Here is a 20,091-nt window from a genome sequence, read left to right as displayed (position 1 = left end):
GGGCTCGAGCGGCGCCAGCCAGGCACGCAGCACCAGCAGGTGGGAAAGGTAATCGGAAAGCGTGGGGGACGGCGCCGCGAGCGGCATCAGGCCGTGCAGCAGCTCATGCTGCTCGCCGGTGGCCTCGCGCAGCCGCGCCAGCACCGGCGGCGTCGCCTGCATGGCGGGCGCTGCCGCGCGCCCGGCCATGGAGGTGGACGGCGACGCCTCGTGGGCATCGGCCGGTCGAATCTCGTCCAGCATCGGAATGGGTTCCTCGGTTGGCTCCGCCGCGCGCGGCAGGAAGGCGGCGGATCGTGCCGGAGCGGCGCCGGATGGACTCGGCACCGCCGACAGTTCCGCGACTATCGCATGACAGCGACATCGGCGCACGCATTTTGATGCACTACCCGCCGCGCTCAGTCGGCCCCTTCGCCGAGCCGGCGCCGGATCATGCCGTGCAGCGTATCGAAGGACAGCGGCTTGCGCGCGGTCTCGACCTGGGCGCCGGGCGGCACCGGGATCTCGACCGCCGCGCTGCAGAGGATCACCGGGATCCGGCGCCAGTCGGGCTCGCGCGCCAGCGCCGCGCACAGCTCGGCGCCCGTCATCACCGGCATCATGTAGTCGGTCACGATCAGGTCCGGCAGGGTTTCCCTCACGCGGTCGAGCGCGATCGCGCCGTTCGACGCCGTGATCACCGCATAGCCGCACTGCTCCAGCAGCAGACGCCAGACGGTCAGCATGTCGAACTCGTCGTCCACGATCAGGATGGTCTTCATCAGCAACTAGCCGTCCGTCATCGGCCGATGCAGCATGGTCGTCAGCCCTTGCGCCGACAGCAGCCCCGCCGCGCCGATCGCATTCGGCGTGACGTCGAGCCCGTCGGACTTGATGACCAGCTCGCGCAGCGAGGTGTCGTGCGCGCTCTCGCGCTGCTTGACCACCGACACCATGCGACGCAGGCGGCCATCGGCTTCCACGTAGCGCAGCAGGATCAGGTTCTCGGTCAGCGCCGACAGGCGCATGCCCTTGCCGTGCGAGGGATCCGCATAGAGCGGCAGTTCCTCGGTCAGCATGGTGGTGATGCCCGAGTCGCGCAGCGCATGCGTGAAGGCATTGAGGAACAGCCCGAAACGCGCGGGCCGCAATGCCGAATCGCGGAAGCCCTCCATGCCGTCGATCACCAGCCGCGAGGCGCCGAGCCGGCGGATCAGCGCGAGCGTGGTGGCGGCCAGCTCGTCCACCTCGAGCTCGACGGCGGGCTGCCACTGCATGGTGAGGCGACCGTCGGCGAAGCCCTCGCGCAGCCGGATGCCGACCGCCTCGGCCTTGCCGATCAGGCGCTGCGGCGATTCGTAGAAGCCCAGGTAGACCACCTTCTCGCCGCGCGCGATGCCGGCCTGCAGGAACTGCAGCGCGAGCAGGGTCTTGCCGACCCCGGCCGGCCCGATCACGGTGGTGGTCGAGCCGCGCACGAAGCCGCCGCCGATCAGGTGATCGAGGTGCGGCAGGCCGGTGTCGAGCCGCTGGCGCAGGTCGCGCTCGTCCTCGAGGTTGGCGTAGCGGGCCTCCAGGCGCGGGTACATGGCGTGGCCGCTGGCGGTGATGCGGAAGAAGTGCTTGCCGAGCAGGTGGTTGCGCGCGCGCATCTTGTGGACCTCGATCTCGCGCGCGCGGCGCATGCCGTCGCTGTAGCGGTTCAGCTCGATCAGGCCGTCCACCAGGGTGTGCTCGGGATGCGGTTCGTTGCCCGAGAGCGGCGCGAGCAGCAGCGTGGTGCAGTCCATCGCCGCCACCAGCGCATTGAGCTCGTGGATGAACTTCGACAGCGAGAGCTCGGTCTCGCTGAATTCGCGCGCGCTGCGGAAGCCGTCGATGATCAACAGGCCCGGGCGGTAGTTCGCCAGGCTCGCGGCGATCAGCTTCAGGAAGCCGTCCAGGCCGTCCTTCATCAGCTCGTGGTAGCCGGACACGAACATCATCTGCTGCGCCACGGCGGACTGGTCGAAGAACTCGAGCCCGCGCAGATGGCCGAGCAGCTTGTCGTGCGATTCGGCGATCAGCGTCATGTAGAGCACGCGCTCGCCCTGGCGCACGCGGTGAAAGCCGATCTGGCTCGACAGGATGGTCTTGCCCGCGCCGGCCATGCCCTCGATCAGGTAGAGGCCGCCGCGGACGAAACCCCCGCCGAGGATCTCGTCGAGACCCGGCACGCCCGTCTCCACGTTGTCGGGCAGCCGCGCTTCGGACGGCGAGCTCGGCTTCGGGTCGGGCGCCGGATGTTGGGGCGCGGAGTCTTCCTGGGTCATGTTCAGTCGTTCAGATGTCGGTGGCCGGTCCCGGCGGACCGGGCGCAATGCCGTCCGTGACGGGCGGCTCGGTTTTTGCGATTCTAACGTGAGCGACCGACGGCGCCCCGCATATCGTCACGACAGATCATGATGAAACGGAGCAAATGCCGGGCCCGCTCACGGCGGCGAGGAGAAAGGAAACGGTGGATGCGCGCGGCGCATGCATGGCGATGCGCGGGCGGGTCGTATCACGCCGCCCGTGCATGCATTCGCGGCCGTGACGCGATCGAAGGCGCCACCGTGCGCCGTGTGCCGGGCACGGCGGGCCGCGAAGGCGCGAGGCTCAGGCGGCGGCCATCACCGCGGCGACCTGCGGCAGCCGGACCATCTTGGTCCAGACCGGCAGCGGCATCGCCTCGATCACCGCGGTGGCCACCGCGCGGGCCGCCTCGATGCTCGGCTCGAGGATGCGCCGCAGGCCGCGCCCGGTCTCGACGTCCGAGACGGTGTAGCGCGGATGGCTGTCCGGCGCGAACAGCGGCGAGCGATGCACGGCCCAGGTCCGGCCGCGGCACTCGAAGGGCGTGCCGATGGTCTCGATCCAGCTGCCGTTCAGGGCGAGATGGAACACGATGCCGTCGACGCGGCGCGGGGCGTCCGGCCGCGGGCCGGACATCGGCGTTTTTTCATACATGGACGAACCTCGAATCGGAAAGCGGTGCAGGGCCGGCCGCGCCCGCGAGCGGGCCGGATGATGCGTTTTTTCAATGCGATTGCAGAAACCGGGGCACCTCAGGCGGCCTGCGACCGCTGCGCCGGAATCGGCGAGCGCCCGGTGAAGACGTGGTGGTGCAGCTCCGCCTGGGCATCGGCGTAGCGATGCGCGGGCAGCGCGACCAGGCGCGCGTCGTAGTCGGTCACGATGCGCTCCAGGTCGCCGCGCTCGTGCTCGTGCAGCAATACCGGCGCGCCCTCGCTGAGGCGCGCATAACACTGCTCGAGCGTGCGCTCGGCACGCGAGAACAGCGCCTGGTCGGCCTCGCGGGCGCTGCCTGCCTGCGACGGCGCGCGCAGCAGGTAGGCGATCTGGATCGTGCTGAGCAGCAGCGCCAATTGCTCCGGGCTCGCCCGGGCCGCGCGCAGCGAAGCCAGCGCGAGATGGTGGCGCAACTGCATCCGCCGCAGGTAGTCGGCCGGCAGCGGCAGCAATTGCGCCTTGCTCAGTTGACGTCGTTTCATGCCGCCCGCGCCTCAGGCCGCGCGCCGGCCGGGCGCGACCGCCAGCGTGGCGATGCGCGCGGCCAGCGCGATCACCGTGTTGGCCGCGCCGGTCTCGAACGGCGTCAGGCGCAGCCTGGCCGCCTGCAGCTCGGTGATCGGCACCAGCCCGTGCACGTTCGCGTAGGCGGCCACCACCGCCCACATCTCGGTGTCGGCCCAGGCGTCGGCGGGCAGGTTCAGGGCCATCAGGCCGGCCGCGACCAGCGCGCGGTAGTCGCGCTCCTCGCGCACCGGCGCGATCGAAAGCGGCAGGCTGATCTCGAAGCCGGCGCGCGCGAGCGCCGCCAGCGTGTCTTGTGCGGTCTGGGTCGGAATCATCATCGGATGTCCTGCGGAATCAGGGGAGCCCCGGCCGGGCCGGACGAGGCATCGAAAGTACGGCCAAGGTGCGGGACCACGGTGTCAGGCCGGCGGCCTCACGGTCAGGTACACCCAGCCCAGGTAGGCGCCGGTCGCCCCGCCCGTGACCAGCAGCGTGGCCAGCGTCCAGGACACCACCGAGCCGGCGAACCAGGCCTGGTAGGCGCCCCAGGCCGACAGCACGTACAGCAGCGCCGCGTAGACCACCGCGCGCATCAGCCGGACCATCGTCTGCGCGCGGCGCACCGGGCCGTCGAGCGGGCTGCGCACCGCCACGCGAAGGGCGTCCCACATCGACCAGCAGACCATCGCGAACAGCGCGACGACTACCAACCTGACGAATTGAATCTCGTTCATTGGTCTTTTCCTTGTTGTAAAAATTACAATTCAAGCCAGCACCTTGGTAAATCGGCATGTCGCATGCCGGCTGTCGAAGCGCTTCCCGCTTGGCACGGCGGGCGATCGGCTCCGATCGGCGCAGGGAATGGGCAAGAATCGGGCCAGTCCCGGGGGACGGCCCGCGGGCAAGGAAAACGCAGGAGGATCGGCGGCCCGGGCGAGCGGAAACGGCAGGTGGGGGACTCGTGATGGCCGCCGTCTTCCCGCCCTTGAAAAACCGCTTGCCTGCCGCGGCCGCCAGCACATATGATGCACGTCATATTACGAGCATCATATGAACTCGCCGGATGAACCCGATGAAGAAATCAGCCCATAGCCTGCGCAAGGAAGCCTCGCGCGAGCGGATCCTCGAGGTCGGCAGTCGCGCGGTGCGGCGCGCCGGTTTCCACGGCGTCGGCATCGCCGAGGTGATGAAGGAAGCCGGCCTCACCCACGGCGGCTTCTACGCGCACTTCGCCTCGCGCGACGCGCTGCTGTGCGCGGCCGTCGAGCACGCCGCCGCCGACAGCATGCTGACCATGGACGCGCATGCGGCGCGGCTGGTGGCGGCCGGCCTGAGCCCGTTCCAGGCAATGGTCGAAACCTACCTGTATCCCGGCGTGATCGGCGATCGCGAGCGCGGCTGCGCGATGGCCGCGCTGGCCTCCGAGATACCGGCGCAATCGGGCGACGTGGTGGAGGCCTCGCGCGAGGTGGCGCGCCGGCTCCAGCGCCATGTGCTGCGGGCGCTGCCGCCCGGCTACCCCGACGACACCGCCTGGTCGATCACCGGCACCATGCTCGGCGCGCTGCAACTGGCGCGCGCGCTGGGCGACAACGAGGAAGGCCGCGCCGTGCTGGCGGCCGCCAAACGCGAACTGCTGGCGCGCTACGCGCCGGCCTGAGCTCCCGCCCCGGCCGGCCTGGATCGCCACCGGGGCTTTTTTCCGATCCGAAATATGACGATCGTCATATCAACTCAAGGCGCGCTGCGCGCAAGGATGCTTCCATGAAACTCGAAGGTTCCGTCGTCTTCATCACCGGGGCGAATCGCGGCCTCGGCCTCGAACTCGCGAAACAGGCGCTGGCGCGCGGCGCCGCCAAGGTCTACGCGGCCGCGCGCGACCCGGCCACGGTGACCCTGCCCGGCGTGATCCCGATCCAGCTCGACGTGACCCGGCCGGAACAGGCCGAGGCCGCCGCGCGGGAATGCGGCGACGTCACCGTGCTGATCAACAACGCCGGGATCGGCCGGCTCGGCAGCCTGCTGTCCGACGAGGGTTTGCCGGTGCTGCGCGAGCAGCTCGAGACCAACCTGATCGGCGTGCTGAACGTGACGCGCGCCTTCGCCGGCGTGCTCGGCCGCAACGGCGGCGGCGCGCTGCTCAACATGCTGTCGATCCTGAGCTGGGCGAACTCGCCGATGATCGCCGGCTACGCCGTCAGCAAGGCGGCCGCCTGGGCGCTGACCAACGGCCTGCGCAACGAGCTGCGCGAGCAGGGCACGCTGGTGACGGGTTTCCACGCCAGCTACATCGACACCGACATGATTCGCCAGTTCGACGTGCCGAAGGCGCGCCCCGAGGACGTGGTGCGCACCACGCTCGACGCGCTCGAGGCCGGCGAGGAGGAAGTGCTGGTGGACGAGATCACGCGCCAGGTCAAGCAGGGCCTGTCCTCCGGCATCTACCTGCAGGGCCCGCGGGCCGGCTGATCCCGCGCTCCCGGCGCGACCGGCGGCAGGCGACGCCTGCCGCTGCCGGCCATCCGGGCCGGGCGCCGCGCTTGCGCGCCTGCCCCGCCCCATCCTTCCCGGCGCGATATCGAAGCGCGCCGAACCTGCCGCGCCCGCCCGGGCGCCCCCGGCCCTCTCCCGCCTTCGCGGCTCCCCGCCGCGCCTTGACGTTTTTTTCACTCCCGCCCCTGGAATATTCGCGTCGATCCGGTGTTACTCCGGATGCGGCCCGCCATGGCGGCGCCGCACACCACACGCGGCACCGACAAAACAACGATATCCACCCCATGAAAGCGATCTATTCGGAACTGAAGCGCGTCCAGATGCGGCCCACCGCGGCGCGCGTGGCGGTTCTCAAGCTGTTCCACGACGAGCCGGCCGCGCACTACACGGTCGACCAGGTGTTCCAGGCGCTCAGCGGCGAGATGAACTACAGCCTGTCGAGCATCTACCGGGCGCTGGCCAACCTGCAGGAAGCCTCGCTGATCGTCGGCTCCTCGGTCGGCTCGGCCAAGCTGGTCTACGAGCTCAATCGTGGCGAGCAGCACATCCACCTGGTCTGCACGCGCTGCGAGACGATCCGCGACCTGCGCGATCCCGAGTTCGAGCGCCAGCAGGCGAGGCTCGCGGCCGCGCACGGCTTCCATTACCAGGCGTATCGGCATGTGCTGTTCGGGGTCTGCGCCGACTGCGAGTCGGCGCCGAACGCTGCCGTGCATTGAGGGGCCGGCCCGGCCTCGCGGGCGGCAACCGGCTCGAGCGCGCCCGCGGCACCAAGGGGCGCCGGGCGTCTCGATCTAGCTGCCGCTCAGGGTACGCAGCTCGCCGCTGAACAGCCCCTTGAGCGTACGCAGCAGCAAGCCGGCGATGACCAGGCTGGTCACGCCCAGCAGCAGCCAGGCGACGCCGTTCGTGAAAGCGCCGGGGCTGGCGCCGGCGTAGCGCAGCGCGCAGATCGCGGAGGCGGCCAGCGGAAAGCTGACCGCCCACCAGGACACGCGGAACGGGCAGCAGGCCGCCAGATGGCGCATCTGCCCGGCCAGCACGGCGAGCATGAACAGGCTCAGCATGTAGAGGGCGGTGGCGAACAGGTCGTGCTGGCCGGTCACGGTCGTGTAGGCCGAGTAGCCGACCGCGAACGGCGCGACCAGGATCATCAGCGAAGGACGCATCGCGTCGGGCATCGGCGCCTCGAACAGCAGGCGCGAGAAGATCAGCGTGAACAGCGGGATCGCGAAGAACAGCCCGACCGCCAGGGCGAACACGCCGAGCCCCGAGGCGGCGGGCAGGCCCAGCGCCGGCATCGCCAGCGGCAGGTCGAGCAGCCCGACCACCGGGATGATCCAGGCCGGCGTGGCATGCGCGGCGTGCTGGCGGTCGCTCATCCAGCGGCCGACGATATGCCAGGCGAACAGCATCATGCCGGCCGCCCCCACCACCCACATGCCGAACGCGAGCGCGCGATCGAGGCGCACCAGCACGATGGGCAGCAGCAAGAGGCTGATCCAGACGGTGCCGAACAGGCTGCCGGCCACCGGATGTCGAAACTCCGTCATCACGGCGGCCCGCGCGCTCAGGCATTTCCAGCCGTAAGCCAGCAGCAGCGCGACGAACACCACGATCGCGAGGAACCCGACGAGATCGGCGATCGCCCCCGGCACGCCGTACAGGCGGGCGGCCTCGCGCCAGGCGACGGCGAGCCCGACCAGGCCCATCACCGAGCCGAACAGGCTCACCGGCAGGTAGTCGAGCTGCGAGGGCGACTTGAGTACCTGGCTTGCTGTGTCTCCCATGGCTTGCCTTTGTCGTATCGAGTGAGGGATGCGGGACCGTGCCGGCCTGGCGCGGCCGGCGTCACTCGAACTCTACCGGGGAAGGATGACAGGCGAAACCGTGTCGCGCGGGCCCGCGCCGCCCATCCCGCGCGGCGCCGGAGCTTCGGTTCGAGCCTCAGGCCTCGTGGCTGACCTCGGCCACCAGCATGTAGCCCTCGTTGCGCACGGTGCGGATCAGCATGGCCTTCCGGGCATCGTCGCCGAGCGTCTGGCGCAGCCGGCTCACGCACACGTCGATCGAGCGATCGAGCGGCGTGAGCCCCTTGTCGAACACGCGATCGAGCAGGAATTCGCGCGACAGCGGCCGGTTCGGATGATCGAGCAGGGTGCGCAGGGTGCGGTAGTCGGAGCCGCCGAGCGAGACCACCAGGCCCTCGGGCGACAGCAACTGCTTCATGCGCGTATCGAGCCGCCAGCCGGCGAAGCCGATCCAGGCGCTGGCCTCGCCGCCGCGCGCGCCGCCGCCCGGCACGGCGCGCGTGCGGCGCAGCACCACCTTGATCTTGGCGACCAGCTCGCGCGGGTCGAAGGGCTTGGGCAGGTAGTCGTCGGCGCCCATCTCGAGCCCGAGGATCCGGTCGAGCAGGCCGCCGCGCGCGGACAGGATGATGATCGGCACGCCCTGCTCGCGACGCAGGTCGCGCGTCAGGTCCAGGCCGTCCTCGCCGTCGAGCATCAGGTCCAGCACCACCAGGTCGATGCTGGCGCGCCGCAGGATCTGCTTCATCTGGGCACCGTCGGCGGCCACCTGGACCTGGTAGCCCATCTCGCGCAGGTAGTCCTGCAGCAGTTGCCGGATGTGAGGGTCGTCGTCGACGACCAGGATGTGATCCATCGCCATGTTCGGGGAAAGGCACCTGCTGGAAAAGCGCCGGTATCGCGCCAACGCAATCCATTACAAAAAGGCCCGGCGTCAACACAACGCCATTACAAACGGCCTTTAGAGTCTCGCGCTGTAAATAAAAATCGTTCGTGTTTCGCGAATATATCACGCCATTTTTGCCGCTCGCGAGGCAACAGCGGCGCGTTTCGCGACGCCCGCGCAAGCGGCTCGCGCGGTGGTTCCGACCACGCGGACGAGACGCCCAGGCCGGCACGCGGCCCCCTTTTTCTTCCGACGACAGACATCGATGAAGCAGACGACTTTCGCAGTCGCCGCGTGCGCGGCCCTGAGCACCTGCGGCGCCCATGCGCAGAGCAGCGTTTCGCTGTACGGCGTGATCGACGCCGGGCTGGTCTATACCAGCAACGCGGCCGGCAGCAAGCAGTTCCAGGCCGCCAGCGGCACGGTGACCGGCAGCCACTGGGGCATCGCCGGCCGCGAGGACCTGGGCGGCGGCACCGCGGCGATCTTCGCGCTCGAGAACGGCTTCAGCGTGATGAACGGCTCGCTGCGCCAGGGCGGGCGCCTGTTCGGCTACCAGTCGTGGGCGGGCCTGGCCAATCGCGACGCCGGCACGCTGACGGTGGGCCGCCAGTACGACTCGGTGGTCGACTATCTCGCGCCGCTGAGCTTCACCGGCCATCATCCGGGCGGCAACAACCTGTCGGCGCATCCCTACGACAACGACAACCTCAACAACTCGTTTCGCGTCAACAACGCCATCAAGTACGCGAGCCCGGATTTCCACGGCCTGACGTTCGGCACGCTCTACGCGTTCTCGAACGAGGCCGGCGGCTTCGACGACAACCGGCTCTACAGCGCCGGCGCCTCCTACCACCAGGGGCCGTTGACGGTGGCGGCCGGCTACCTGCAGGCCAACAACGGCGGCAGCGCCAACACCAACGGCGCGATCACGCTGACCGAGCGCACCTTCGTCGCCGCCCAGCAGCGCACCTACGGCGCGGGGCTGAACTATCGCGTGGGGCCGGCCCTGCTCGGCATGGTCTGGACCCGCACGCAGCTGGGCGGGCTGAACACCATCAACGGCGCGAACGGCCTGAACCTGGCGCAGAACGGCCAGGGCGCGAGCTTCAGCAACTACGAGCTGAACGCCGGCTACCTGCTCACGCCCTACCTCAACCTGAACGGCGAATACACCTACACGCAGGGCAGCATCTCGAACGCGACGGGCGGGCATCATCCGCATTGGCACGAAGTGTCGCTGCAGGCCGACTACCTGCTGTCGAAGACCACCGATCTGTATGCCCAGGTCAGCTACCAGCGCATCAGCGCGGACGGCTCGGGCCTGGGCGCCGACGTCAGCGGCCAGACGCCGTCGAGCACCAGCCAGCAGACGGTGGCCGGCATCGGCATGCGCCACAAGTTCTGAACGCGAAGGAAGGAAAGAAGGAAGGGGGGTGCCGGGCACACCAGATGCCCGGCGTCTCAGGTTCCGGCGATGCCGGGCGGCATCGCGCTCGATGGCCGGCTTGGGTTGCCGACTCTCTTCATGGCCCGCTTTCGCGACCGGCGCGCCTAGCGCCCGGCTGCCACCACCACGTCCTCGCCCGCCAGCGTCGCGTCGAGCGCGAGCTTCAGGCGCCGCACGCCCTCGCGGATATCGCCGGGCGCGGGCGCCGCGAACGACAGGCGCAGCGCGCAAAGATCGACACCGTCCTCGTAGAACGCGCGCCCCGGCACGAAGATCACGTTCTGCGCGATCGCCTGCTTGAGCAGCGCCGCCGATTCCGCGCCGCCGATGCGCGCCCACACGAACAGGCCGCCCTCGGGACGATGGAAGTCGATCGCGTCGCCCAGCGCGGCGTCCAGCCCGTCGCAGAGCGCATCGCACTTGTCGCGATAGGCCGCGGCGATCACCGGCAGATGCCGTTCCAGCGCGCCCTCGGCCAGGTACTCGGCGGCGATCGCCTGGGTCCACGGCGAGCTGCACAGGTCGACGGTCTGCTTGGCGATGGTGCAACGCCGGGCGATCTCGGCGGGCGCCACGGTCCAGCCTACCCGCAGCCCCGGCGCGACGATCTTCGACAGGCTGGCGAAATGCACCACCCAGTCGCGCGAGCCCGGCACCTGGTCCGACAGCGCCAGCATCGAGGGCACCGGCTCGCCGGCGAAGCGCAGGTCCGCGTAGGGATCGTCCTCGACGATCACGAAGCGATGCCGCGCGGCCAGCGCGAGCAGCGCCAGGCGCCGTTCGCGCGTGAGCGTGGCGCCGGTCGGATTGGCGAAGGTCGGCACCGTGTAGAGCAGCTTGGGCCGCGCCACGCGCCCCGAATCGAGCAGCTCGGCCAGCGCCTCGACATCCAGCCCCGCGCCGTCGGTCGGCAGCGTGACGATGCGCACCTGCGCCAGGCGCAGCGCGGCCAGCGTGGCCGGATAGGCGGGCTGCTCGGTCAGCACCAGGTCGCCCGGCGCCACCAGCACGCGCAGCAGCAGGTCGAGCCCCTGCTGCGAGCCGGTGGTCACCACCAGCTCCTCGGGCCGGCAGGACGCGCCGCGCGAGGCCAGCCGCGCGGCCAGCGCCTCCTTCAGCTCGGGCAGCCCGTCGGTGGGCCCGTATTGCAGGCAGCGCACCGGCTTGGCATAGGCACGCTGCGCGGCGCGCTCCAGCCCCTCGGTATCGAACAGCCCGGCGGCCGGATAACCGCCGGCCAACGAGATCATCCCCGGCAGGCCGAGGTAGCGGAACAGCTCGCGGATCGGCGAGCCGGCCGGTTCGCGAAACGGGGCGGTGAAGTCATACATGGGCGGGCCCTCCCTCAGACCACGTTCTTCTCGACGATCGGCCGGTTTTCCAGCACGCGCGTCCAGTCGAGCTCGGACAGGTCCAGCGTGGTGTAGCGGCCATGCAGGATCAGCTCGCTGACGCCGCGCCCGGTGGCCGGCCCCTGCTGCAGCCCGTGGCCGCTGAAGCCGTTGGCGAAGATGCAGTTCTCGACCTCGGGGTGGTAGCCGATGATCGCGTTGTGGTCGAACACGTTGTACTCGTAGTAGCCCGACCAGCAGTTCTCGACGCGCAGCGCCTCGAAACCCGGCACGCGATGCGCGAGCGTCGGCCAGATCACCTCGTCGAACAGCGCGTGGTCGACCTCGTCGAGCGGCAGGTCGTCGGGATCGCGATCGGGCGCGGGCGAGGTGCCGCACAGATAGGTGCGTCCCTCGGGACGGAAGTAGACGCCGCTCGGGTCGATCAGCAGCGGGCAGCGTTCCAGCCGCGCCGGCGAGGACACGTTGAAGATGCTGCGGCGGCGCGCGAACACCGGGATCTCGACGCCGGCCAGCTCGGCGATGCGGCGCGCCCAGGCGCCGGCCGCGTTGACCACGGTATCGCAGGCATGGCGCTCGCCGTCGGCGCTCACCACATGGGTGATGCGCCGCCCCTCGCGCACCAGGTCCACCGCCTCGCTGGGCAGGTAGCGCGCGCCGAGCGACTGCGCCTTCTTGCGCAGCGCCTGCACCAGCCCGTAGCCGTCGAACCAGCCCTCGCCGCGCTCGCCGTAGCAGCCGGCGGCGAGATCCTCGACGTTGAGCCAGGGAAAGCCGGCGGCCAGCGCCTCGCGCTCCAGGTAGCGGATCTGCGCGCCCTCGGCCAGTTGCAGCGCGTGGTTCTCGCGCAGCGTGGCCTCGCCCGCCGGCGTGGCGAGGAACAGGTAGCCGCCCTCGTGCAGGTCGATCGAGGGCTTGACACCGTCGATCGCCAGCCGCTCGCCCAGCTCGCGCAGGAACGCGATGCCGAACAGCGACATGCGGATCGACAGCGGCGTGGAGAACTGCTGGCGGATCGAGGCCGCCGACAGCGCCGAGGACGAGCGCGCGTAGGTCGGATCGCGCTCGATCACGGTCACCGCGACGCTCGGGTCGGCGGCCCGCAGGAAGTACGCGACCGCGCTGCCGATCACGCCGCCGCCGATGATGACGATCCGGGAACTCATGCCGCGCTCCGTTCAGCCGATGTTGAAGTCGATGCCCTGCGCGAGCGGCAGCGCCGACGAGTAGTTGACGGTGTTGGTGGCGCGGCGCATGTAGGCCTTCCACGCATCCGAGCCCGACTCGCGGCCGCCGCCGGTTTCCTTCTCGCCGCCGAAGGCGCCGCCGATCTCGGCGCCGCTCGGCCCGATATTGACGTTGGCGATGCCGCAGTCGCTGCCGGCCGAGGACAGGAAGCGCTCGCTCTCGCGCATGTCGGTGGTGAACACGCAGGACGACAGGCCGTGCGAGGCGGCGTTGTTGGCCGCGATCGCGTCCTCGAAGCGCTGGTACTTCAGCACGTAGAGGATCGGCGCGAAGGTTTCGGTCAGCACCACCGCCGTCTGCGCGGGCATCTCGACGATCGCCGGGCGCACGTAGAAGCCGCCCTCGCTGCCCGCCACCGCGTGGCGCTCGCCGCCGGTGACCTTGCCGCCTTCCCGGCGCGCCTGCTCCAGCGCCGACTGCATGCGGTCGAAGGAGCCGCTGTCGATCAGCGGGCCCATCAGGGTGCCGGCTTCCAGCGGGTTGCCGATGCGCACCTTGGCGTACAGCGTCTTGAGCTTCTCGACGGTCTCGTCGTAGATGCTCTCGTGCACGAACAGGCGGCGCAGCGTGGTGCAGCGCTGGCCCGCGGTGCCGACCGCCGAGAACAGGATGCCGCGCAGCGCGAGCTCCATGTTGGCGGTGTTCGAGACGATGCCGGCGTTGTTGCCGCCCAGCTCCAGCAGCGAGCGGCCGAAGCGGCGCGCCACCTCGACGCCGACCTTGCGGCCCATCTCGGTGCTGCCGGTGGCGCTGACGATGTTCGAGCGCGGATCGGCCACCAGCTTGGCGCCGATCTCGCGGCCGCCGTTGATCACGGCGGCCAGGCCGGCCGGCGCGTCGCCGAATTCGCGCAGCGCGTCGAGCAGGATCTGGTGGGTGGCCAGCGCGGTCAGCGGGGTCTTCTCGGAAGGCTTCCAGATCACCGCGTTGCCGCACACCAGGGCCAGCGCCGCGTTCCAGGACCACACCGCGGCCGGGAAGTTGAAGGCCGAGATCACCGTGCACACGCCCAGCGGATGCCAGGTCTCGGCCATCCGGTGGCCGGGGCGCTCCGAGGCGATGCTCAGGCCGTAGAGCTGGCGCGACAGGCCCACCGCGAAATCGCAGATGTCGATCATCTCCTGCACCTCGCCCAGCCCTTCCTGCAGGATCTTGCCGGCCTCCAGCGTGATCAGCGCGCCGAGCGCCGGCTTCTTCTCGCGCAGCTTGTTGCCGAGGATCCGCACCAGCTCGCCGCGACGCGGCGCCGGCACTTCGCGCCAGGCCAGGAAGGCCTGCTGGGCGGCGGCCAGGGCCGCGTCGACCTCGGCCTCGCCCTGGGTCGCCACGCGGGCGATCAGCTGGCCGTCGATCGGCGAATGCACGGCGAGTTCGCCGCCCTGGACGAGATGGTCGATGCCGAGTTCGGAAAGGATGCTTGCTGCGTTCACGTTGCCACCTCTGGATTGGGGAATGCGGAAAAGGGATTCATGGGGCCGCGTCGCCGCGGGCGCGGCGGCCCCTCGACGCGATGGTCGCCGAGCCGCCGCCGCATGGCGCGCCTCGGACCGAGGCGCGCCATGCGGCGCACCGGATCCTCATCGGCCAGCGGCGTCATTCGACACTCTGGCGCGTGGTGACGGGTACCCAGGCCGCGCTCTTCACTTCGTAGAGCGTCGAGCTGGGCTGCTTCAGGTCGCCGTTCGGCATGAAGGCGATGGTGCCGGTGATGCCGTCGTAGCGGGTGCTCTTGAGCGCCGCGTTGTAGACCGCCGGCGCGGTGCTGTTGGCCTTCTGCATGGCGCGGATCGCGATCCAGGCGGCGTCGTAGGCGAACGGCGCGTAGGCCAGCATGTCCACGCCGTACTTGCGGCGGAAGTCGGTCGCGAAGGTCTTGCCGCGTGCCAGGCGCTCGAGCGGCTGGCCGTATTCCCAGACCGAGGCGCCCTCGCCGGCCGGGCCCGCGAGCTTGATGAAGTTCGCGTTCATCACGCCGCCGCCGGCCAGGAACTGCGCGCGCATGCCGAGCTGGCGCATCCGCTTGACCAGCATCGCGGCCTGCGCGTCGAGCCCGCCGAAGAACACCAGGTCGGCATTGGTGCTCTTGATGCGGGTGAGCTGGGCGCTGAAATCGACCGCCTTGTCCGACACGAATTCGCGCGTCACCACCGTGCCGCCGTTGGCCTTGACGGCCTTCTCGAACTGGTCGGCCTCGCCCTGGCCGAAGGCGGTGCGATCGTCGATGATCGCGATGCGTTTGGCCTTGGTCACGGCCGCGGCGTATTCGCCCGCGTTGCCGGCGTTCTGGATGTCGTTGGCGATCACGCGGTAGACCGTGTCCAGCCCGGCGCGCGTGATGTCGGGATTGGTGGCGGCGGGCGTGAGCATCGGAATGCCGGCCTTCGCGTAGATCTTCGAGGCCGGCAGCGTGGTGCCGGAGTTGAAGTGGCCCACCACCGCGGCCACGTGGTCGTCCACCAGTTGCTGGGCGACCTGCACGCCGACGCGCGGGTCGCCCTGGTCGTCCTGCGAATCGACCACGAACTTCACCGGCTTGCCGCCGATCACCGGGTGCCCGGCATTGGCCTCGTCCACCGCCATCCGCACGCCGCTCTCGATGTCCTTGCCGTAGGCGGCGGCGCTGCCGGTCAGCGGGCTGGCCACGCCGATCTTGACGATTTCCTGCGCCAGCGCGGCCCCGGAAGCGCCCGCGGCACAGGCGAGCACGAGGGCGGACAGCACGGCGCGGCGGGCAAATCTCGGCGGGAATCTCATGGGACGCTTCCTTCGGGAACGGGAATCGGGGGCGGCGCCGGGGCGCCGGGGCGCTGTCGGCAGTGGACTTGCGGGTGCTGCCTGTGAGTCGGGGTCTTCCTGGTCGGGTCCGGCACGCTCGCGGCGTGCCGGCGGAACATGGGTCGATGGCGGCCGGCGCTGCCTGGCGGCCTGGCGGGAGCGCCGATTGTCGGCAGCCGGAAACGGCGGATCAAACGACTTCCACGCACCACCTCTTGCACTTTGCTCATCAAGCCCGGCACCGCAAGGCGCGCCGGGCCGCGCGGCCGGCTCAGCGCCCCGCGTTGGCGGTCATCTTGAAGATGCCCTGGGCGTTGCCGGCGTCGAAACGCAGGTCGAGCTTCCATTGGTGCGTCGCGCGGTCGAACTCGCGCTTGCGCGTGATGAATTCGTAGAACGAGCCCGGCACGCTGCGCGAGAGGATGCGACCCTCGGCGGTGCGGAACTGGCGCTCCACGATGTCGGCGCGATAGGCGGTCTGGAACACGCGGCCCGAGCGCGAGCGCTCGACTTCCGGCTTCATCGGCCGGCCCTTGGCCTTCTCGGCCTCGGCCAGCGCGAACACGTCGGCCACGCGGTCGGTGGCGTGGTTGAAGGCATTGCCCTCGGTGGCGATCCAGGCCATCTCGGCCGATTCGGCCAGCAGCAGCTCGTAGTCGTCGACGCTCGGCACCTCGTGCTGGCGCGCGAAGGCGCCGACGATCGCCGGCAGCAGCCGGTGCGCGGCCTCGAGCGGCAGCGTGCCGTCGCGCTCCAGCTCCCAGAGCAGGCCGAGCGCCTCGGGCGTGAGCGGGTCGCGCGAGGTGCGCAGCACGCGGCTGACCGCCTGCTGGAATTCGGTCGAGAAGCGTTCGGGATGAAGCTCGCTGACGAAGAACTGCGCGATGTCGTCGGGCGCGTCCTCGTGGGCGTAGGCGCGGCCGGTCATGCCGAGCTTGTCGAGCGGGTAGCGGCCGTTCAGGCGAAAGCCCAGCGGGCGCAGGATCCGCGCGAAGGCGGCCTCGCCCGGCGGCAGCGCGCCGGTCTCGCGCCAGCGCACGGTGCGCAGCGCGCCGTGGTCGAAGAACACCGAGCCGCCGGCTGCGATCGCATCGCGCGTGTAGTCGCGGCCGTTCGGCGAGCGCTCCAGCAGGTCCTCGAACAGCGCCATGTTCATCGCCTGGGCCAGCTCGGCGCGCGTGACCGTGCCGTCTTCCCAATCCGCCAGCAGCGGCGGCAGGTTCAGCGTGGCGAACAGGGCGTCGGTCTTCGGCTCGCCGAGCAGGGTGGTCAACAGGGCTTGCAGGTTCGAATTGCGCATCGGGGATCTCGTCGGGGTCTCTGGCCAGCCGGCCTCGCCGCGCGGGCGGCGCATGGGCTGGCTTGCTCCGGACGCATTATTCGAAATGGCCGCGGCCGGCGTAAAGCGAGATAAAATTGCCACTTGATGCGTTTTCGGAATCAACATGCGCAAATTCAAGATCCCGAACATGGGCGCGCTGCTGGCCTTCGAGGCGGCGGCCCGCCACCAGAGCTTCACCTACGCGGCGCGCGAACTGTTCCTGACGGAAAGCGCGATCTCGCGGCAGATCGCGACGCTGGAGGCCAGCCTCGGCGTGCGCCTGTTCGTGCGCGCCAAGCAGCGCGTGGTGCTCACGCGCGCGGGCCGGCTCTACAGCACCCAGGTGCGGCGCGCGCTGGAGAACCTCGACCGCGACACGCTGTCGATCATCGCGCACGGCAGCGGCGGCAGCTACCTGGAGCTGGCGGTGCTGCCGACCTTCGCCTCTCAGTGGCTGATCCCGCGCCTGAAGGATTTCTACGAGCGATGTCCCGAGGTGCGGGTCAACATGGGCGCGCGCACCGGCATCTTCTCCTTCGAGGAGTCGCACTTCGAGGCGGCGATTCATTACGGCAAGCCGACCTGGCCCGGCGCCGCGGCCGACTACCTGTTCGGCGAGGAAGTGGTGCCGGTGTGCGCGCCGGCGCTGCTGAGGAAGGCGGTGCGCAAGCCGCACGAGCTGCTGGCCTATCCGCTGCTGCACTCCACCACGCGGCCCGACGGCTGGTCGCGCTGGTTCGGCGCGCTCGGCGTGGAGGACCACGGCACCATGCAGGGCGACCGCTACGAGCTGCACACCATGCTGATCAGCGCGGCGGCGGCCGGGCTCGGCATCGCGCTGGTGCCGAAGTTCTTCGTCGACGGGCGCGAGGCGCAGCTGGGCGTGGTGGTGCCCTACGCGGTGCCGGCCGCCGCGCGCGAGGCGATGCGCGACGACGCGGCCTATTACCTCGTCTACCCGACCGAGCTGAGCCACAGCAAGCCGCTGGAGGCGTTTCGCGAGTGGCTGCTGGGGCAGGCGCGCGAGTATGCCGAGGCGCAGCAATGAAGGGGAATGATCGGCCGTGATCCTGGATCTTTCCCCGACCACCCTGGACGACGTCGAGGCGCTGGTGGCGATCCGCATTGCGGCGATGCGCGAGAGCCTGGAAGCGCTCGGCCGCTTCGATCCGAAGCGGGCGCGCGAGCGCTTCCTGGCCGGCTTCACGCCGGCCGATTGCCGCTTCGTCGAGGCCGACGGCGTGCGCGCCGGCTTCGTGCTGCTGCGTCGCCAGACGCGACCCTGGCTGCTCGACCACCTCTATATCGAGCCGGCCATGCAGGGCCGGGGCATCGGCGCGGCCGTGCTGGCGGCGATCTTCGCCGAGGCCGACGCGCAGGCCGCGCCGATCCGCGTGGGCGCGCTGCGCGGCAGCGCCTCGAACCGCTTCTACCAGCGGCACGGCTTCGTGTGGACCGACGAGGCCGAATGGGATATCCACTACCTGCGCGAGCCTCGCGACGGCCCGCGCCGCTGATCAGGCCGCCGCCCCCTCCACCACCCGAAACCACGACACGGCCGCGTGCAGGCTCTCGCTCTGCCGCTCCAGCGAGGCCGAGCTGGCCGAGGCCGATTCGACCAGGGCCGCGTTGTGGGCCGTGCTCGCCTCCATCTGCACCACGCTGGCATTGACCAGCTCGATGCCCGCCGACTGCTCGCGCGAGGCCAGGCTGATGTCGGCCATGATGGCGTTGACGCTGCGCACCGCGCCGAGAATCTCGTCCATGGTCGCGCCGGCCTGGCCGACCAGCGCGCTGCCCTCGCCGACGTTCGTGCTGGAGGCCGAGATCAGCTCCTTGATCTCCTTGGCCGCCGCGGCCGAGCGCTGCGCGAGCTGGCGCACCTCGCTGGCCACCACCGCGAAGCCGCGCCCCTGGTCGCCGGCGCGGGCCGCCTCGACCGCCGCGTTGAGCGCGAGGATGTTGGTCTGGAACGCGATGCTCTCGATCACGCCGACGATGCCGACGATGCGCGTCGAGCTGTCGGCGATCGCGTCCATGGTGCGCACCACGCGGCGCACCACCTCGCCGCCACGGGTGGCGATCTCGGAGGCGCGCGTGGCCAGCGCGCTGGCGTCGTGCGCGTTGTCGGCATTCTGGCGCACCGTCGCCGTCAACTGTTCCATGCTGGCCGCGGCCTGCTGCAGCGAGGAGGCCTGCTGGCCGGCTCGCGCCGACAGGTCGCGATTGCCGCCGGCGATGTCGCGCGCGTCGAGCCGGATCGCGTCGGTGCCCTCGCGCACCTTGCCGACCACCCCGGCCACGTGGCCGCGCATCTCGTCGAGGGCGGCCAGCAGCCGGTCCATCTCGTTGCCCCGGCCGATCTCGATGCGCCCGGTCAGGTCGCCCGCCGCGATCCTGGCGAAGTGCCCCACGGCCGCGTCGATCGGCCCGACGATCGCGCGCGCCAGGCCGCGATGCGCGATGAAGCCGGCCACCAGCGCCACCAGCGCGGCGATGCCGAAACCCGCCAGCGTCATGTCGAAGCGCCGCGCGGCCTGCTCGAAGCGGGCGCGCTGGCGCTCGACCTGGAAGGCCTCCAGCGCGGTGAGCGCCTGCTGGTACTCGTCGAACCAGGCGCTGGGCATGTCGCGCTGGGTGCCGAGGAAGTCGACCAGGTTGTCGCTGTCGAGCTGCTTGAGGCCCTTGGCGAAGGCCTGCGACAGCAGCCGGTCGCGCCGGGCCAGCATGGTGTCCAGCAAGCTCTTCTCGGCCGCGTCGGGCGCGTGCAGGGCGCGATAGGCATCGAGCTCGCGATTGCTCTCGTCGAGCAGCGCATGCAGGCGGCGGATCTCGTCGCCGGCCGGCTTGCCCGCGCTGATGATCTGCTCGACGTTGCCCAGGCCCACGCGCAGCATCAGCATGCGCTCGGAGCTGGTCTTGAGGTGCACCACCGAGGCGGTGTCGTCGCGGTACATCGCGTCGAGCGCGCCATTGCTCTTGACGAGCGAGAACGCGGCAGCCGCGATCACCAGCATCAGCAGCGCGGTACAGCCGGCAATCGTGGCGGCGAGCCCGCCGCGGATCGTGAGGGTTCGGGACATGGTCGGCATCGAGGAATCGGACGGAACGGCGGCCTGGGCGAGCCGCGAACGCCGGCCGTGCCGGCAGCGCGCCTCATGCCGGAGTAACGGAATCGCCGATTTTTGACTTTTGCCGCGAAGCGACGGGAACCCGTC

The 20,091-nt window shown here is 70.3% G+C and carries 20 protein-coding genes and 1 pseudogene; 6 read left to right on the top strand and 15 right to left on the bottom strand.

What is annotated here, in order from left to right; all coding sequences use genetic code 11:
- The 7 genes and pseudogenes from F3J10_RS02660 to F3J10_RS02630 form a co-directional block, all read right to left on the bottom strand.
- A pseudogene (locus F3J10_RS02660) lies at positions 1-243 on the bottom strand (biliverdin-producing heme oxygenase); the annotation flags it as partial.
- A 155-nt stretch (positions 244-398) separates the two neighbouring features.
- A complete protein-coding gene (locus F3J10_RS02655) occupies positions 399-761 on the bottom strand; it encodes a response regulator (protein ID WP_166913720.1) in 363 nt (120 codons plus the stop codon).
- Between the two features lie 6 nt (positions 762-767).
- Positions 768-2,291 (bottom strand): ATPase domain-containing protein, encoded by a 1,524-nt coding sequence (locus F3J10_RS02650; RefSeq protein ID WP_025097782.1) that lies wholly within the window; start codon positions 2,289-2,291, stop codon positions 768-770.
- A 325-nt stretch (positions 2,292-2,616) separates the two neighbouring features.
- A complete protein-coding gene (locus F3J10_RS02645; protein ID WP_226284743.1) occupies positions 2,617-2,949 on the bottom strand; it encodes a hypothetical protein in 333 nt (110 codons plus the stop codon).
- A gap of 116 nt (positions 2,950-3,065) precedes the next feature.
- Positions 3,066-3,512 (bottom strand): hypothetical protein, encoded by a 447-nt coding sequence (locus tag F3J10_RS02640; RefSeq protein ID WP_167240880.1) that lies wholly within the window; start codon positions 3,510-3,512, stop codon positions 3,066-3,068.
- 12 nt (positions 3,513-3,524) lie between these two features.
- Positions 3,525-3,875, bottom strand: coding sequence for a hypothetical protein (locus F3J10_RS02635; RefSeq protein ID WP_226284744.1), 351 nt, complete (start codon positions 3,873-3,875; stop codon positions 3,525-3,527).
- Positions 3,876-3,956: 81 nt separating this feature from the next.
- Entirely contained in the window at positions 3,957-4,271 is a 315-nt protein-coding gene (locus tag F3J10_RS02630; protein WP_017919560.1) for a hypothetical protein, read from the bottom strand.
- Between the two features lie 338 nt (positions 4,272-4,609).
- Here F3J10_RS02630 and F3J10_RS02625 point away from each other — a divergent pair, with 338 nt between their 5' ends.
- From F3J10_RS02625 to F3J10_RS02615, 3 genes are all read left to right on the top strand, one after another.
- Positions 4,610-5,197, top strand: coding sequence for a TetR/AcrR family transcriptional regulator (locus tag F3J10_RS02625; protein ID WP_345791183.1), 588 nt, complete (start codon positions 4,610-4,612; stop codon positions 5,195-5,197).
- Between the two features lie 104 nt (positions 5,198-5,301).
- The gene (locus F3J10_RS02620; RefSeq protein WP_166913726.1) at positions 5,302-6,006 is read left to right on the top strand and encodes an SDR family oxidoreductase; all 705 of its coding nucleotides are present in this window, start codon (positions 5,302-5,304) and stop codon (positions 6,004-6,006) included.
- Between the two features lie 308 nt (positions 6,007-6,314).
- Entirely contained in the window at positions 6,315-6,749 is a 435-nt protein-coding gene (locus F3J10_RS02615; protein WP_036055519.1) for a Fur family transcriptional regulator, read from the top strand.
- Positions 6,750-6,824: 75 nt separating this feature from the next.
- Here the strand turns inward: F3J10_RS02615 and F3J10_RS02610 are convergent, their stop codons facing one another.
- Complete coding sequence (locus tag F3J10_RS02610) at positions 6,825-7,820, bottom strand: SLAC1 anion channel family protein (protein ID WP_167240878.1); 996 nt, start codon at positions 7,818-7,820, stop codon at positions 6,825-6,827.
- A 157-nt stretch (positions 7,821-7,977) separates the two neighbouring features.
- Entirely contained in the window at positions 7,978-8,697 is a 720-nt protein-coding gene (locus tag F3J10_RS02605; RefSeq protein WP_043278131.1) for a response regulator, read from the bottom strand.
- A 295-nt stretch (positions 8,698-8,992) separates the two neighbouring features.
- On the opposite strand from F3J10_RS02605, the gene F3J10_RS02600 reads away from it, so the two are divergent.
- A complete protein-coding gene (locus F3J10_RS02600) occupies positions 8,993-10,135 on the top strand; it encodes a porin (protein ID WP_166913732.1) in 1,143 nt (380 codons plus the stop codon).
- A 146-nt stretch (positions 10,136-10,281) separates the two neighbouring features.
- On the opposite strand, the gene F3J10_RS02595 is transcribed toward F3J10_RS02600, so the two are convergent.
- From F3J10_RS02595 to F3J10_RS02575, 5 genes are all read right to left on the bottom strand, one after another.
- Entirely contained in the window at positions 10,282-11,508 is a 1,227-nt protein-coding gene (locus tag F3J10_RS02595; protein ID WP_167240876.1) for a PLP-dependent aminotransferase family protein, read from the bottom strand.
- 14 nt (positions 11,509-11,522) lie between these two features.
- Positions 11,523-12,695, bottom strand: coding sequence for an FAD-binding oxidoreductase (locus F3J10_RS02590; RefSeq protein ID WP_167233045.1), 1,173 nt, complete (start codon positions 12,693-12,695; stop codon positions 11,523-11,525).
- A gap of 12 nt (positions 12,696-12,707) precedes the next feature.
- Positions 12,708-14,207, bottom strand: a complete 1,500-nt coding sequence (locus F3J10_RS02585; protein ID WP_167240874.1) for an aldehyde dehydrogenase family protein — start codon at positions 14,205-14,207, stop codon at positions 12,708-12,710.
- Positions 14,208-14,370: 163 nt separating this feature from the next.
- On the bottom strand, positions 14,371-15,531 hold the full coding sequence (locus F3J10_RS02580; protein ID WP_167240872.1) for a branched-chain amino acid ABC transporter substrate-binding protein: 1,161 nt from the start codon (positions 15,529-15,531) through the stop codon (positions 14,371-14,373).
- A gap of 292 nt (positions 15,532-15,823) precedes the next feature.
- Positions 15,824-16,852, bottom strand: a complete 1,029-nt coding sequence (locus F3J10_RS02575; RefSeq protein WP_166913735.1) for a DUF1338 domain-containing protein — start codon at positions 16,850-16,852, stop codon at positions 15,824-15,826.
- 145 nt (positions 16,853-16,997) lie between these two features.
- Here F3J10_RS02575 and F3J10_RS02570 point away from each other — a divergent pair, with 145 nt between their 5' ends.
- Positions 16,998-17,921 (top strand): LysR substrate-binding domain-containing protein, encoded by a 924-nt coding sequence (locus F3J10_RS02570; protein ID WP_166913737.1) that lies wholly within the window; start codon positions 16,998-17,000, stop codon positions 17,919-17,921.
- A gap of 16 nt (positions 17,922-17,937) precedes the next feature.
- On the top strand, positions 17,938-18,390 hold the full coding sequence (locus F3J10_RS02565) for a GNAT family N-acetyltransferase (RefSeq protein ID WP_345791182.1): 453 nt from the start codon (positions 17,938-17,940) through the stop codon (positions 18,388-18,390).
- Here F3J10_RS02565 and F3J10_RS02560 read toward each other — a convergent pair whose 3' ends face one another.
- A complete protein-coding gene (locus tag F3J10_RS02560; protein ID WP_166913739.1) occupies positions 18,391-19,956 on the bottom strand; it encodes a methyl-accepting chemotaxis protein in 1,566 nt (521 codons plus the stop codon).
- Positions 19,957-20,091 lie beyond the last annotated feature (135 nt).

The sequence above is a fragment of the Burkholderia sp. Cy-637 genome, assembly GCF_011753175.1.
Classification (GTDB): domain Bacteria; phylum Pseudomonadota; class Gammaproteobacteria; order Burkholderiales; family Burkholderiaceae; genus Burkholderia; species Burkholderia gladioli.
The sequence above is the reverse complement of the archived record's forward strand: the minus strand, read 5'-3'. Positions and strand labels throughout refer to the sequence as shown.